Source organism: Pseudomonas sp. LW8, assembly GCF_041956865.1.
GTDB classification, from domain to species: Bacteria; Pseudomonadota; Gammaproteobacteria; order Pseudomonadales; family Pseudomonadaceae; genus Aquipseudomonas; species Aquipseudomonas siliginis.
On sequence record NZ_CP168138.1, the window covers coordinates 928,073 to 943,544 of the forward strand.

General features: G+C 60.7%; 12 protein-coding genes. 5 read left to right on the plus strand and 7 right to left on the minus strand.

Translation table 11 applies throughout. From position 1 onward, the window contains the following. Positions 1–14 precede the first annotated feature (14 nt). The 4 genes from AB9L16_RS04215 to AB9L16_RS04230 all read right to left on the minus strand — a co-directional run bounded on the left by AB9L16_RS04215 (position 15) and on the right by AB9L16_RS04230 (position 4,489). Positions 15–524, minus strand: coding sequence for a DUF2165 family protein (locus AB9L16_RS04215; RefSeq protein WP_375123151.1), 510 nt, complete (start codon positions 522–524; stop codon positions 15–17). 140 nt (positions 525–664) lie between these two features. After that, positions 665–1,639, minus strand: a complete 975-nt coding sequence (locus tag AB9L16_RS04220) for a 2-hydroxyacid dehydrogenase (protein ID WP_375123152.1) — start codon at positions 1,637–1,639, stop codon at positions 665–667. 1,117 nt (positions 1,640–2,756) lie between these two features. Beyond that, on the minus strand, positions 2,757–3,131 hold the full coding sequence (locus AB9L16_RS04225) for a DUF6124 family protein (protein WP_150742824.1): 375 nt from the start codon (positions 3,129–3,131) through the stop codon (positions 2,757–2,759). A 389-nt stretch (positions 3,132–3,520) separates the two neighbouring features. Next, positions 3,521–4,489, minus strand: a complete 969-nt coding sequence (locus AB9L16_RS04230; RefSeq protein WP_024011667.1) for a LysR family transcriptional regulator — start codon at positions 4,487–4,489, stop codon at positions 3,521–3,523. A 272-nt stretch (positions 4,490–4,761) separates the two neighbouring features. Between AB9L16_RS04230 and AB9L16_RS04235 the strand changes: the two genes are divergently transcribed. From AB9L16_RS04235 to AB9L16_RS04250, 4 genes are all read left to right on the plus strand, one after another. Continuing rightward, the gene (locus AB9L16_RS04235) at positions 4,762–6,261 is read left to right on the plus strand and encodes an efflux transporter outer membrane subunit (RefSeq protein WP_375123153.1); all 1,500 of its coding nucleotides are present in this window, start codon (positions 4,762–4,764) and stop codon (positions 6,259–6,261) included. Positions 6,262–6,400: 139 nt separating this feature from the next. After that, on the plus strand, positions 6,401–8,593 hold the full coding sequence (locus AB9L16_RS04240; RefSeq protein WP_236168113.1) for an FUSC family protein: 2,193 nt from the start codon (positions 6,401–6,403) through the stop codon (positions 8,591–8,593). After that, entirely contained in the window at positions 8,583–8,783 is a 201-nt protein-coding gene (locus tag AB9L16_RS04245; protein ID WP_016771611.1) for a DUF1656 domain-containing protein, read from the plus strand. Before AB9L16_RS04240 ends, AB9L16_RS04245 begins: the two co-directional genes overlap by 11 nt. 10 nt (positions 8,784–8,793) lie before the next feature. Further along, positions 8,794–9,660, plus strand: coding sequence for an HlyD family secretion protein (locus AB9L16_RS04250; protein WP_095180415.1), 867 nt, complete (start codon positions 8,794–8,796; stop codon positions 9,658–9,660). 45 nt (positions 9,661–9,705) lie between these two features. On the opposite strand, the gene AB9L16_RS04255 is transcribed toward AB9L16_RS04250, so the two are convergent. The 3 genes from AB9L16_RS04255 to AB9L16_RS04265 form a co-directional block, all read right to left on the minus strand. Then, positions 9,706–11,001, minus strand: a complete 1,296-nt coding sequence (locus tag AB9L16_RS04255; RefSeq protein ID WP_375123154.1) for a hypothetical protein — start codon at positions 10,999–11,001, stop codon at positions 9,706–9,708. A gap of 161 nt (positions 11,002–11,162) precedes the next feature. Beyond that, a complete protein-coding gene (locus AB9L16_RS04260) occupies positions 11,163–11,987 on the minus strand; it encodes an SDR family oxidoreductase (RefSeq protein WP_375123155.1) in 825 nt (274 codons plus the stop codon). A 35-nt stretch (positions 11,988–12,022) separates the two neighbouring features. Further along, positions 12,023–12,487 carry a hypothetical protein gene (locus tag AB9L16_RS04265; RefSeq protein WP_056783040.1) on the minus strand — a complete coding sequence of 155 codons (465 nt, stop codon included), beginning with the start codon at positions 12,485–12,487 and terminating at the stop codon, positions 12,023–12,025. Between the two features lie 170 nt (positions 12,488–12,657). Between AB9L16_RS04265 and AB9L16_RS04270 the strand changes: the two genes are divergently transcribed. Beyond that, entirely contained in the window at positions 12,658–15,402 is a 2,745-nt protein-coding gene (locus AB9L16_RS04270) for an RHS repeat domain-containing protein (protein WP_375123156.1), read from the plus strand. The last annotated feature ends 70 nt before the right edge of the window (positions 15,403–15,472 follow it).

A 15,472-nucleotide genomic window follows, 5' to 3' on the forward strand; every position in this document is an offset into this window, starting at 1 on the left:
ACGAGCGCTGATACTCAGCGCTCAACTTTTAAAGTGATGTAGATCATCACCGGGAAGATGAAGTCGACAATATGCCTTGCCCAGTCCTTGGCATTCCAGGATTGCGAAGTGTCCATGTCGAACCATTCGACACCTACAGTTTGCAGGCACACGTAATAAATGAAGATGGCGACCAATATACCCATGATCGAAAATTTCTTGGCTTCATGGAATACCGCTGGCGATGCATCGATGTAGCGATACAACTGGTAAGTGCCGATCAGGCAGAGCACGGTGTAGGTGACTTCCATGGTGATGATGAACCAGTAGATCCGGTGATGGATCATCGGCGAATCGATCGCGCGGTACATGATGTTTTCACTGGCGTTGGTGGTGTCCATGCTCAGGATATGTGCAACGTAAGTATAGTTGGACTCATAGTCAGTGAAGTTATGGATCATCACCAGCAGGCCAAAGAAACTTATATAAGCCATCAAGATGACTTTGCTGTAACGAATGAGTTTGTCGGTGGTCAGGATGTTCACGAGGTTGGCTCTCCATGGCAATTAATCAATAAGTTGATAAGTTGCGAGAGCTTATATTGCTGTTACTTGGTCTGGCGTTTTTGTTCGGTTGCAAGTTATGTAAGGTGAAGGCCGGCGCAATGTTGCGCCGGCCCTTTTTTTCAGCCGCGCCAGACTTGCGGGTTGACCAGATCCTGCGGCCGTTCGCCGAGCAGGGCGCTGCGCAGGTTGGCCAGGGCGCGGTTGGCCATGGCTTCGCGGGTCTCGGTGGTGGCCGAGCCGATGTGCGGCAGGGTCACGGCGTTTTTCAACTGGAACAGCGGCGATTCGGCCAGCGGTTCTTTTTCGTAGACGTCCAGCCCGGCGCCGCGGATGCGATTGTTTTGCAGGCCTTCGATGAGTGCCGGTTCGTCGACCACCGGGCCGCGCGAGATGTTGACCAGAATAGCGCTCGGCTTCATCAGCGCCAGTTCGCGATGGCTGATCAGGTGGCGGGTCTTGTCGCTCAACGGCACTACCAGGCAGACAAAATCGGCTTCGGCCAGCAGTTCATCCAAGCTGCGGAACTGCGCGCCGAGCTCCTGTTCCAGTTCGGTCTTGCGGCTGTTGCCGCTGTAGATGATCGGCATGTTGAAGCCGAAGCGCCCGCGCCGGGCGACAGCGGCGCCGATGTTGCCCATGCCGACGATGCCGAGGGTCTTGCCGTGCACATCACTACCAAACAGCGGGGCGCCGACGCTGGCCTGCCATAGCCCGGCCTTGGTCCAGGCGTCGAGTTCGGCGACGCGGCGGGCGCTGCTCATGATCAGGGCGAAGGCGAGGTCGGCGGTGCTTTCGGTGAGCACGTCGGGGGTGTTGGTGAGCATAATCCCGCGTTCGTTGAAGTAGTCGAGGTCGTAGTTGTCGTAGCCGACCGAGACGCTCGAGACCACTTCGAGTCTGGTTGCGCTTTGCAGTTGTGCGCGGCCGAGTTTGCGGCCGACGCCGATGAGGCCGTGGGCGTGGGGCAGGGCTTCGTTGAACTGGGCGTTGATATCACCGGTCTTGGGGTTGGGGACGATGACGTCGAATTCTTCTTGCAGGCGTTCGATCATGGGCGGGGTGATGCGGCTGAAGGCCAGGACTGTTTTTTTCATTGGGCTTGGGCTCGTCGGGGCTTGATTGCAAGCACGCTAACATTTTCTCGCTCGGGTTGTCTTGGCGGCCTCTGGGCCGACCAGGTTCTTGGGGTTTTGGGTGAATATCCGTTTCTTCGGGTGTTGCTGATTACGGTTCCGCCCTTACGGCGGGTCACCTTTTTCAAACGCCAAAAAGGTAACCCAAAAGGCTTGCTCCTGCGTTCGGCCCTCGCAGGCTCGGGTCCCTTCGCTCCGGAACTGATCCGGGCGCAGCGGCTCCGGTTTGCTTCGCTGCACCTACACTCGCTGTGTACGACTGCGTCGTACGGTCGCTGCGCTCCCACGCCCGGATCAATCCCTCCACTCAGCCTTCCGACGTCGCCGGTGGATCAAGATCAAAAGCACTCGAGCTTGCGCTCATTGTTGAGTGGGGCGGCTGCGCCGCGGGCAGCTGCGCTGCTTTGCCTTTGCTTTTGTGGGAGTGAGCCTGCTCGCGATGGCGGCCTGACAGTCGACCTGTTTCTCGCTGATGTACTCGATTCAAACTGTGGGAGCTGGCTTGCCAGCGAAGGCGGCCTGACAGCCGACCTGTTTCTCGCTGATGTACTCGATTCAAACTGTGGGAGCGAGCCTGCTCGCGAAAGCGTCTCCACTGCCAACCCATCTCTGCCAGATTCACCCCGTCCCTGTGGGAGCTGGCTTGCCAGCGAAGGCGGCCTGACAGCCGACCTGTTTCTCGCTGATGTACTCGATTCAAACTGTGGGAGCGAGCCTGCTCGCGAAGGCGTCTCCACTGCCAACCCATCTCTGCCAGATTCACCCCGTCCCTGTGGGAGCTGGCTTGCCAGCGAAGGCGGCCTGACAGCCGACTCATATCTCGCTGATGTACACGATCCAGAATTGTGGGAGCGAGCCTGCTCGCGAAAGCGTCTCCACTGCCAACCCATCTCTGCCAGGTTCACCCCGTCCCTGTGGGAGCTGGCTTGCCAGCGAAGGCGGCCTGACAGCCGACCTGTTTCTCGCTGATGTACTCGATTCAAACTGTGGGAGCGAGCCTGCTCGCGAAAGCGGTTTATCTGACACCTCGAATGTTGAATGTGCCGAAGCCCTCGCGGTCGGGCTCGCTCCCGGGAGGTCAGCTGCGTGACGGGAGCTGATGGATTTCGTAGTTATCCAGCACGCGGTTCACCGCCAGTTCCGCCAGCATGATCACCTGCTGGATGGCCAATATCGTGTGCCGTTGTGGGCTGTCGACGTGGGCGGCGATGTCGCTGCTCATGATGCTGGCCGAGGCGAGGGATTCGCAGGCGTGGGCCAGCAGGCTTTCGTTGTCCTGGTCCGGGGCGACCTGGAACATGGTGCTGGGTTTGTGGTTTTGCTGCGCGCTGGCGGACGGTTTGAGGTAGTGATCCAGCGCACGCTCGGCGGCGTCGTGGAGTTTCGTTGAGTCGGGGGATTGGTAGGGGGAGGTGCTTGCGGATTCGGGGGGATTGGGTGTGGGTTTGAACATGGTGAAACTCCATTCTGGAAGTGGAGTTCGCCACTGACTGCGACCAAGCAATCGGGTGGCGAACCGTACGCGGGTTGGTCGACCAGGGAATGGAAACCCGGCAGGGACGAGGCCCTCCCACGCACAGCTCGCCATTAAGCATGCTTGAAAATGTGCGCCATTCTAAACCCGGACGACCAAGTCCGGTCGCTGATTCGTCAGCAACCGCCAAATCCTAGCCAGCGCTCTTCCGACGGACAACCTGCAAAACCTGTCGGAAACTTCCCCGTAAACACCGCGATGTAGGAGCTGCCGTAGGCTGCGATCCGTTGATTTTTAAACAGCAAGATCCAAAGATCGCAGCCTCGTTGCACTCGTCAGCTCCTGCACGAAGTCAGCGGTGTTTAAAGTCAGGTGGCGACGCGCGCGCCAGCCAGACTCCCGCTCAACTCATACGCGACCAATTCCGCCTGATGCGCCGCCAATATCTCCGGCAACGACCCACGCAAGTACTCCACCCAGGTTTTGATCTTGGCATCCAGGTACTGCCGCGACGGGTAGATCGCGTAGAGGTTGAGTTCCTGCGAGCGGTAGTTCGGCATCACGCGCACCAGGGTGCCGTTGCGCAGGCCTTCGATGGCGGCGTAGACCGGCAGCACGCCGACGCCCATGCCGCTGGTGATGGCGGTTTTCATGGCGTCGGCGGAGTTCACCAGGAATGGCGAGCTGTTGATGGTGACCGTTTCCTGGCCGTCCGGGCCGTCGAAGGCCCATTTTTCCAGAGGGATCACCGGGCTGACCAGGCGCAGGCAGGCGTGGTTGAGCAGGTCGCTGGGTTTCTGTGCGGCGCCGTTGGCTTTCACGTACGCCGGCGAGGCGCAGACGATGCTGTAGGTGATGCCCAGGCGCTGCGAAACGAAGCCCGAGTCGGGCAGTTCGCTGGCCAGCACGATGGACACGTCGTAGCCCTCGTCGAGCAGGTCCGGCACGCGGTTGGCCAGGGTCAGGTCGAAGGTCACGTCGGGGTGGGTCTTGCGGTAGCGGGCGATGGCGTCGATGACGAAGTGCTGACCGATGCCGGTCATGGTGTGCACTTTCAGCTGGCCGGCGGGGCGCGCGTGGGCGTCGCTGGCTTCCGCTTCGGCTTCTTCGACGTAGGCGAGGATCTGTTCGCAGCGCAGCAGGTAGCGCTTGCCGGCTTCGGTCAGGGCGATGCGCCGGGTTGTGCGATTGAGCAGACGGGTTTGCAGATGGGCTTCGAGGTTGGAGACCGCGCGCGAGACGTTGGCGGTGGTGGTGTCCAGTTGCACGGCGGCGGCGGTGAAGCTGCCCGCTTCGGCAACACAACTGAAGGCGCGCATGTTTTGCAAAGTGTCCATGGGGTGCTCTCAAGGGAGATGGCAAATTGTGACACGAAGTTTCAGGGGCTGAGACCCCCGACCAAGGGATTATCTCGTTAACCGTAACAAAGATTCACAGAAATCCCAGCTTATCGCCGCAGAGGCAGCTCCATAGAATTGCGCCGATCCCTGTAGGAGCTGCCGAAGGCTGCGATCTTTTGATGTTGTCTTTAAAAAGATCAAAAGATCGCAGCCTTCGGCAGCTCCTACACAAGTCCCTCGATTGATCCCTTTCTCAGGAATTCGCAGCTGTGCCGCGTCGCATCAACAGAGCGCTTTTGCCGCTCAGTGTTCTGGCTTTAACCCTGGCTCTCGGCGGCTGCATCTCTACCCAAGGCATTGCCCCTCACGGCGAGGCACTCGCGGCCGATTCACTGGCCACCGACGCGGCCATTGCCGAGGCCGCCAAAGACGCCCACTGGCCCAGCGCCCAATGGTGGCAGGCGTTTGGTGATGCGCAACTTAATCGCTGGATCGACCTCGCCGTGCAAGGCAGCCCGAGCATGGCCATGGCCGCTGCGCGGGTGCGTCAGGCCAAGGCCATGGCCGGTGTTGCCGAAGCGGCCGAGGCGTTGCAGATCAATGGCGAGTCGACCCTCAAGCGACACAACTGGCCGACCGATCAGTTCTACGGCCCCGGCGAACTGGCCAATACCACCACATGGGACAACAACGCCGCGCTCGGCTTCAGCTACGCCCTCGACCTCTGGGGCCGCGAGCGCAATGCCAGTGAACGCGCGGTGGATCTGGCCCATGTGAGCGTGGCCGAGGCGCGACTGGCGCAGCTGGAACTGCAGAGCAATCTGGTCCGCGCCTACATCGAGTTGTCGCTGCATTACGCCCAGCGCGACATCGTCGCGGCGACGCTCCAGCAGCAACAGCAGATTCTCGATCTGGCGCAGAAACGCCTCAGCGGCGGTATCGGCACGCATTTCGAAGTCAGCCAGGCCGAAGCGCCGCTGCCGGAAACCCATCGCCAACTCGATGCGCTGGACGAGGAAATCGCCCTTAGCCGCAACCAGATTGCAGCGCTGGCCGGTAAAGGCCCGGGCGCTGCGGCGCAACTGCAGCGGCCGACGCTGTCCCTCGCGGCGCCGTTGAAATTGCCCTCGGCATTGCCTGCCGAACTGCTCGGGCAGCGTCCGGACGTGGTCGCCAGTCGTTGGCAAGTGGCGGCGCAGGCGCGTGGCATTGATGTTGCCCACGGCGGTTTCTACCCCAACGTAGATCTGGTCGGCAGCCTCGGCTACATGGCCACGGGCGGCGGCGCGCTGGAGTTTCTGACCGGCAAGAAACTCAACTACAACGTCGGCCCGGCGATCTCGTTGCCGATCTTCGACGGCGGCCGCCTGCGTGGCGAATTGGGCGAAGCGGCGGCCGGTTATGACATCGCCGTGGCGCACTACAACCAGACCCTGATCAACGCGCTGAAGAACATTTCCGATCAGTTGATCCGCCGCGAGTCGATGGACAAGCAGCAGAACTTCGCCGCCGAGTCCGTGGCCGCAGCACAGAAGACCTACGACATCGCGATGATCGCCTATCAACGCGGCCTCACCGATTACCTCAATGTGCTCAATGCGCAGACCTTGCTGTTCAAGCAACAGCAGGTTCAGCAGCAAGTGCAGGCCGCGCGATTGAGTGCGCATGCCGAGCTGGTGACTGCCTTGGGGGGCGGCCTCGGTGCGGGTAATGACGTGCCGACAGCCGAGCAGACCCAGGCCCCGAAAACCCCGGCGCTCCTGCGTTGAACACAGCATCCATTGTGGGAGCGAGCCTGCTCGCGAAGGGGGCGTATCAGTCAATGAACATGTTGCCTGGGACTGCGCTTTCGCGAGCAGGCTCGCTCCCACAGGTTTCGAGTCCGCATTGCATGCCTGAGTATTTCCAATGACCTCCTTGCCCGCCCCCCTGCGCTGGCTCCACTCCCTGGAATGGCGTCGCGGTTTTTTCGACTGGGCACGCAGCGATGGCGTGACCTGGGTGTATATCTTCAAGGTGTTGCTCGCCGCGTTTCTCACATTATGGCTGGCGATGCGTCTGGAATTGCCGCAACCGCGCACGGCGATGATCACGGTGTTTATCGTCATGCAGCCGCAGAGCGGCCAGGTGTTCGCCAAGAGTTTCTATCGCTTGCTCGGCACGCTGGCCGGGTCGGCGATGATGGTCACGCTGATCGCTTTGTTCGCGCAAAACACGGAGCTGTTTCTCGGCTCGCTGGCGATCTGGGTCGGCATCTGCTCAGCCGGTGCCGCACGTTGCCGCAACTTTCGCGCGTATGGTTTTGTTCTCGCCGGTTACACCGCAGCGATGGTCGGTCTGCCGGCGCTGGCGCACCCGGACGGCGCCTTTATGGCGGCGGTGTGGCGGGTGCTGGAGATCTCGCTGGGCATTCTCTGTTCGACGCTGATCAGCGCGGCGATCCTGCCGCAGACCGCCAGTGCGGCGATGCGCAACGCCTTGTATCAGCGCTTCGGTGTGTTCGCGCTCTTCGTCACCGACGGCTTGCGCGGGCGCAGCAAAGCCGAGGCGTTCGAAGCCAGCAACGTGCGCTTCATTGCTGAAGCCGTCGGCCTGGAAGGGCTGCGCAGCGTGACCGTGTTCGAAGACCCGCACATGCGCCGGCGCAACGGTCGTCTGAGTCGTTTGAACAGCGAGTTCATGGGCATCACCACGCGCTTCAACGCCTTGCATCAATTGCTCGAACGCCTGCACGGCAATGGCGAAGAGCACGTCGTGGCAGCGATCAAACCGGGCTTGCAGGACCTCGCCGAAGTGCTCGACGGCTTCAGCGGTCGCGCGCTGACCAGCCCGGATGCGGCACGTTTGGCGACCGCGTTGGCCACCTACAAGGAAGGTCTGCCGGCTCGTGTCCGAGCGTTGCGCGGAATCTTTCAGGACACTGCTCCGAGCGAAGCCGAACAACTGGATTTTCACACCGCCTACGAATTGCTCTACCGCTTCGTCGATGACCTGCACAGCTATGCGCAGACCCACGCGTCGCTGGGCGAGCATCGTCACGAACGCGAACGCTGGGACGAGCCGTTCACCCCGCAAACCAACTGGTGGGCGGCGGCCGCTTCGGGGATCCGCGCCTCGTTCATTCTGCTTGTGCTGGGCAGTTACTGGGTCGCCACCGCGTGGCCGAGCGGGGCGACCATGACCCTGATCGCCGCCGCCACCGTCGGTCTTTCCGCCGCCACACCGAACCCGAAACGCATGGCTTTTCAAATGGCCTGCGGGACTTTTCTCGGCGCGCTGATCGGCTTCGTCGAGATGTTTTTCATCTTCCCGTGGATCGACGGTTTCCCCTTGCTCTGCGTGATGCTCGCGCCGGTGATCGTGCTCGGTTCGTTCCTCGCCTCGCGGCCGCAATACGCCGGGGTCGGACTGGGCCTGCTGATTTTTTTCAGCACTGGTTCAGTGCCGGACAATCTCACGATCTACAACCCCTACACCTTCATCAACGACTACATCGCCATGGTCATGGGCATGCTCGTGTGTGCTGCGGCGGGGGCGATTATTCTGCCGCCGAACAGTCGCTGGCTGTGGCAGCGCCTGGAGCAGGATCTGCGCGGGCAAGTGGTCTATGCGATCAGTGGAAAACTCAAAGGCCTGGCCTCGAGTTTCGAGAGCCGCACCCGCGATCTGCTGCATCAGGCCTATGGCCTCGCGGCAGGGCAACCGAAGGTGCAGAAGAGTCTGCTGCGCTGGATGTTCGTGGTGCTGGAAGTCGGCCACGCGATCATCGAGTTGCGCAAGGAGCAGGCGATCCTGCCGGTGCACCCGGCGTATGCCGAATCGCAGCCGTGGCGTCAGGCAATCCGCGTGATGGGGCGTGCGCTGGTGCGCCTGTTTCTGCAGCCGAACGCAAGCAATCTCGAACGCGCACTGGTCGCGGTCGATCACGCCATCAGCCGCGTCGCCGCCACCGATGAGCCGTTCGCGCCGCACTTCGATACCTCCGCGTTGCGCCGGGTGAAAAGCTATCTGCACTTTATTCGCACCTCGTTGCTCGACCCGCAATCACCCCTGGCCGAATTCGCTCCCGCCAGGCCCGAAGGACTTGCCCATGCCTCGTGAAATCGCCTTCCACGGCGTGTACATGCCGACCATGACCCTGATGTTTTTCATTGCTGCGGGATTGGCCTGGGCAGTTGACCGCTTCCTCTCGGGGTTCGACCTGTACCGCTTTTTCTGGCACCCGGCGCTGCTGCGCCTGAGCCTGTTTACCTGTCTGTTCGGTGCCATGGCGCTGACTGTCTACCGTTGAGAACATCTTGATGAAAAAGTTTTTCAGCCTGCTCGCGACCCTGCTGGTGCTGGCCCTGGCGCTGTGGATTGGCCGCACGTTGTGGGAGCACTACATGAACACGCCGTGGACCCGCGATGGCCGCGTTCGCGCCGACATCATCAACGTTGCCGCCGACGTCACCGGTGAAGTAGTCGAAGTGCCTGTGCGTGACAACCAACTGGTGAAAAAGGGCGATCTGCTGATGCGCATCGACCCCGAGCACTACCGCATTGCGGTCAAGCAGGCGCAGTCACTGGTCGCTTCGCGCAAGTCGACCTGGGAAATGCGCAAGGTCAACGCCCATCGCCGCGCCGACCTCGACAATCTGGTGATCTCCAAGGAAAACCGCGACGACGCCAGCAACATCGCCGACGCCGCGCTGGCCGATTACCAACACGCCCAGGCGCAACTGGAAGCCGCCGAACTCAACCTCAAACGCACCGAAGTGCGTGCGGCGGTGGACGGTTACGTGACCAACCTCAATGTGCATCGCGGCGATTACGCACGTATCGGCGAGGCGAAGATGGCCGTGGTCGACATGAACTCGTTCTGGGTTTACGGCTTTTTCGAAGAAACCAAACTGCCGCACGTCAAAGTCGGTGACCAAGCCGACATGCAATTGATGAGCGGCGAAGTGCTCAAGGGTCATGTCGAAAGCATTTCGCGCGGGATCTACGACCGCGACAACCCGGAAAGCCGCGAACTGATTGCCGACGTGAACCCGACGTTCAACTGGGTGCGGCTGGCGCAGCGCGTGCCGGTGCGGATTCATATTGATGAGGTGCCAGAGGGCGTGTTGCTGGCGGCGGGGATTACTTGCACGGTAGTGGTGAAGCAGGACCTGGCAGACAAGTGATCGACGGCGTCGCCCCTGAACCGGGCGACGCGGTGATGCTTCCAGCTACTGGGAAATGTTGTAGCGATACAGACAACCCAGAGGGTTTTCTGGATTGATGTTGAGGGCAACAATCAATTTGCCTGGGGCCTGCTGATAATGAAGCCTGGAGAGCGAGTCGGTGGTCTCCTCGCGATGGATGACGCCACCCGCGTCTGAAAAATCGGAGTTGTAGCCACCGCTCCGGGTTTTCACACAGGCAATATAATTGCCCTTCTCGTCTCCACCAGAAACTACGATGTTATCAGCGAAAGGAACATGGTCCGCCCAGTTGACTCGCCTGTCGCTGCCGAGAGCTGGTGGGAGTGGCATGGCATTCGGATTGCCGAAAACGTCAAAATCGGGCTTACCTTTTTCATCGAAGGCGAACAACATGCCGTATCGCTCACTGACACCGCTGCCCATGTTGGTGTAGCCAGATGCCGTAAATCTATCAGGGGCTCGCTGTCTCACAGTATTGAGTTCGGCACCCATGAAGTTGTACCGGACTACCACAACCCCGGGTCTTTCCGGGAGGCCGAAACTCTCATGGAGCGCGCCACTGTCTGAATTCAACATCACGAGGAGACCGTCCGTGTTCACGTCGGGCTCGTATTTTTCGTAGCCTGCAAATAACAAGAGTCCATTGTCGAGCACGCAACCGTCGCTGAGTGAAGTCGATGCATGCGGCATCCCGTGATTAATTTCAACTCGGCCATCTGTGCCGAATGCCTTCACGGGTGCGCCTTGCGCATCGAATTTGTAAAGGTGCGCCCTGAGCACGTCAGGCGTGTGGTAATCAACGCCGACAATAACGCTGCCATCGGGTAGCGCGAAGACGAATGCCGGGCCTTTTTTCGTAAGCCGTTGTGTGTTTGGGGGATCGATGATGACTTGGCCATTCTCGCCAAAGCTGCTCACTCGATTGCCTTTGCTGTCAAGGCAGAGAATCGCAGCGCTAACCTCGTTCGATTGCTCATTGGCTGTGCTGCCTGCCATGAACAGCCGCCCATCGGCACCTTCTGCAATCGGCCCGCCAGAGGCCTGCTCATTGGCCAGGAACGAACCCGTGACACGCCCTGCGACCCCAAACGCCAGGTCTACGGCACCCAAGTGGTTCAGCTTGGAAATGAAGAAGACGCCTTTGTCGAAGGTACTGGTGACCAGCAACGATTTATCGCTCAGCAGCGTCGACCCCGTGAGGGGCCGGGACTTCGTCGGGTCATCCTGGAATATATCGTCAAGTTGAAGTTTGCCTTGGCCGCTTCCCCATGTAGCGTCGATTGTCGCCCTGATGTTCGCGGCCTTCTCTGCGATTGCCATATACGTCCCTGCGCGGTTGTCGTGAGGTCGGTTGATTCGCCGGGCGCTAACACGGTCTTAACACTGTTCACCTGGCTTGAACTCACGATAGGCCTTCGCTTAGAGGGCGCCTACTGTCAACTCTGACAGGTCTGGCTACCGATGGTCGCAACGACTGGGGATCAGAGCCTGGCGCGCAACCCGAACCGCTTCATCAACGTCGATTCCAGCAAACCCTTCGGCAACAACGCCGCCAATAACGGCAACGCCCGGCTGCCGTTGCCGATGCGAACCAGCCGTGGCGGCTTGCTCTGCCGCACCGCTTTCAACAGCTCAGCCGCAAACTCACTGGCCGGTGTTGGCTTGTCCTGCGATGCCTTGGCCCGTGCCCGAATGCCTTCACGCAGGGGAAACCACGGCGATTGCTCGTTGATCAACTGCTCGGCTTCATGTCCGGCATTCTTCGCAAAACTCGATTCGATCGCACCGGGCTGGACTTCCATCACACGGATGCCAAACGGTGCCAGCTCCATGCGCAACGCGTCGCTAAGCGCATGCACCGCCGCTTTCGACGCGCAGTAGGCGCCGGCAAACGGTGTGACCAGCACACCCGACACACTGCCGATATTCACCACCAACCCCTTGGCCGGACGCAGCAGCGGAAACAACGCGCGGGTGACGCCAACAATCGAAAACACGTTGGTCTCGAACTGGCGCTGCATCGCCTGCACGCCGCCGTCGAGCAGCGGCCCCATCGCGCCGTAACCGGCGTTGTTGATCAGTACATCAAGGCCGCCATGTTGCTGGCTCAGACGCTCGGCGAGGTGTTCCAGCGCGGCGCCATCGTTGACGTCCAGCTCGACAGCGGTGAAACCGGCAGCGCTGAGCGCGCTGACATCTTCAGCCTTGCGCGCACTGGCCCAGACTTCGTAGCCGGCGGCTTTGAACGCGTCGGCAAGGGCGCGGCCGATGCCGCTGGAACAACCGGTAATCAACGCAACGGGCATGGCGCATTCCTTGTGCAAACAGTCGGGGGAGGGGATTAGTCGGAGAAACTACCTTGCAAATGCTCGGCGCGAAACTCCAGGGTTTGCGGGCGATAGCCGGGGCGCAGCGGCGGCAGTGGCAAGCAGTCTTCCCAGGTCGCGCCGGCCTGCAATTCGCCGGGGCCGCGATAGCGTGGGGCAGTGTATTGATTGTCGGCCAGGTTGACCGTATCGCCCGGCGCATAAGCGGCGATGCGCCAGCGCAGCTCGGTCAGCGGCACATTGTTGCCATTGTTCATTTTCAATTGCAGCGGACGGTCGGCCGGGCATTGCTCGGGAGCGTAGGCAATGCGCAGTTCCAGGCGCGCCAGTTGCTTGATCTCGCGGTTGTCCAGCCACACCACCCACATGGCCACGAAACCCAGGCCAATCGCAGCGGCTACCGAAACCGGCAAGGCCTTGGCCGGGTAGCGCAGCAGCAGGATCAACCAGGTAATGACCAGCAGGATGCCGATGAACATGCGTGAGCGCTCCGTGGGTGAGTGAGCCCCATCCTACCGAAGGCTTGGCGCAATGGGTATTCGGGACGAGTTTGTGCGCACCGTTGGTCGGGACTGTAATTTCTGACAGTAGGAATGCGGTTTCGCGCTTGCTCTCATGAGCCAAGGGCACACTGGGACGTTGACGCACTATGGGCATCCACAGCAATACGCCAACGCTTGCCGTGAACGATCCGCGCGGTTTGGCCATCCTCAACGTCAACTACTGGCGCGCCGATGCGGCGCTGGCAAGCGAGCCCCGGATCGAGCGGACGTTGCGCGACAACGCCGGCCGTGCAGTCAAACAATGGGATGCGCGATTGTGGGCGTTGCAGGCGATTGATCCACAAGCGCCCGCCAGCCTCACCACTGTCCATGCCTTGAACGATATCGCGCTGCGCTCGGACAGTACCGATGCGGGAGTCCAGGTCCAGTTGCCGGGTTTGGCCGGCCAGACGCTGTGCAACTGGGACAGCCGTGGCACATGCCGCGAAATTGCATACGATGACTTGTTGCGACCTGTCGCGGTGTTCGAGGAAGGCACCGGCGTACCTCGCCGTTGTTCCGAGCGCCTTGCCTATGGCCGCCCCGGCGCGGGCGATCCGCTGCGCAATCAGCTCGGTCAAGTGATTCGTCATGACGATCCCGGTGGCAGTGTTCTGTTCTCGCAGTTTGCGATCACCGGGCAGTGCAGTGAAAACATCCGTCACTTCACGCTTGAGCCGGTTGCCGCGGATTGGCCAGAGGCTATCGTCGATCGACAGAAGTTGCTCGAACCCCAAGGGGCAACCACACAGTGGCGCTACGCCCCGCTGGGACCTGTACTCGAACAGATCGATGCCGGTGGCAATCGGCAGGCCTTCGCACTGACTCTCCACGGCCAGTTACGCGCAGTTGAAATACGGCTCAAACTTCAGACTCAGAACCATTCGGTCGTCAGTGATATTCGCTACGACGCTTACGGACAAGTCACTCATGAACTGGCAGGCAACGGCGTGCTGACTACGCTGAGCTACCGTCCCGAAGACGGCCGCCTGCTCACGCGCCATGCTCAGGACAATCTAGGCAATGTGCTGCAGCATCTGATCTACGCCTACGACCCGATGGGCAATGTAACGAGTATCGAAGACCAGGCATTGCCCGTGCGCTGGTTCGCCAACCAGCGCATCGAGCCGGTCAGTCGTTACCGCTATGACAGTCTTTATCAGTTGTCCCATGCCACTGGCTGGGAGGCCGGCGTTGCCGGTGGCGGGCCGACCGCTGTCGCCAACTACAGCCAGCGCTATCATTACGACGTCGGCGGCAATTTGCGCGGGCTGACTCACGTCGGCCAACAGAGTCCAGGTCATCAACTGCAGGCCGCACGCTTTAGCAATCGGTGTTTGCCGTGGCACGACGGTAAGCCGCCCTCTGAAGCAGAGATCGCGGAAGCTTTCGATTCGCGGGGTAATTTGTTGTTGCTGGATCAGGGGCGCCGGTTGCAGTGGAATCTGCGTTGCCAGCTGGACTCGGTCGTGGTCGTCTCACGCCGATCAGATGCCGATGATCGTGAAAGCTATCTCTACGACGGCGCCGGTCAGCGGGTATGCAAGACGCGTTCGTCACGGGCCTCTGCACGCAGTCTTCTTGCACAGGTGCGTTATCTGCCAGCGCTGGAATTACGCACCGATACCGGCACCGGTGAGAGCCTGCAGGTGATCATCGTGCGGACCGGACTCAATATCGTACGCGTCCTGCATTGGCAAAGCGCACCGCCGACCGGCCTCAATAATCTCTACCGATACAGTTTCAATGATCATCTGGGCTCAATCAGTCTTGAGCTGGACGCGGATGCGCAACTGATCAGCCGCGAGCATTTTTATCCATTCGGTGCAACGGCGTGGGCCGAAGAACCCGACGTCAGCTACAAGACCGCGCGGTATTCGGCAAAGGAACGTGACGCCACGGGACTTTACTATTACGGGTTTCGCTATTACGTCCCGTGGCTGCAACGCTGGCTGAACAGCGATCCTGGTGGAGCGATCGACGGCCATAATCGCTACCGCGCGCTGCGCAACAACCCAATGACTTACAGGGACAGCGACGGGCGCAAGCCCGACAAGCCCGACAAGCGTGCTGGCGACCGGGTGTATCACGATCTTGCCGACAAGAAACTGGTCAATCCCGTGCAAGCCGCCGGCATGCAGCCAGTGCGCCGTTACTTCGAGAATGATCCAAATCCCGACGTCCAGGCCTACCGCCGCGAAATACCGGTAGCGCTGGCAGAGCTGGGAGCCCGGGACAACTCCGTGCTCAACACACATCAGGCACATGTCATTGCCGCCGTCCGGACGCACACCGCGCCACCTTCGGGGGCCGTGCTGTACCACTCCGGTGAATTCGTTTCTTCGACAATGAATCGGGTGTTGGGGGAGGAGACCACCAGCCGGATCATGGGACCCATGTCCGTTGCGTTCAACAGCCCTGTCGAAGAACCGCAAGTGCTTGCAGCCAGGCGCGGTGCCGTGGCCAAAGGCTTCCAGATCGGCGGAAATCTGCTGATGCACGCCGCTAACCCCGCAGCTCAGTTGGTGGGCTCACTGAGTGTGGCAATGGGCAATGCCATGCAGGTTTCCGAGGCTCAGACGCGGATTCAGTACAAACTGCTCAGCACACCCGTTGCCGTGCCTCTTGCCATCTCCTCGAACAGTCCGGCGGTCGACTTGCAGTCCTTCAATCGATCGGCCCGGCGGCAGCCGTTGTTCGCAGAACCGGAATCAACGCCCACACCGTTGGCGCAGCAACTGTTTGCAGCCGCGTTTACACAAGGTCCAGCGGAGCTGGCGCAGGCGACGGAAGGCGAGTCGGTCGATGAAGATTCACCACTGGCGAGACGCCGCAATTCAGTCTTCGGCTAGACAAAAAAAGCCCCCGCCCAGCCCGCTGCGGATAGGGAACGCAACGGGCTGGACGAGGGCTTCTTGTTTC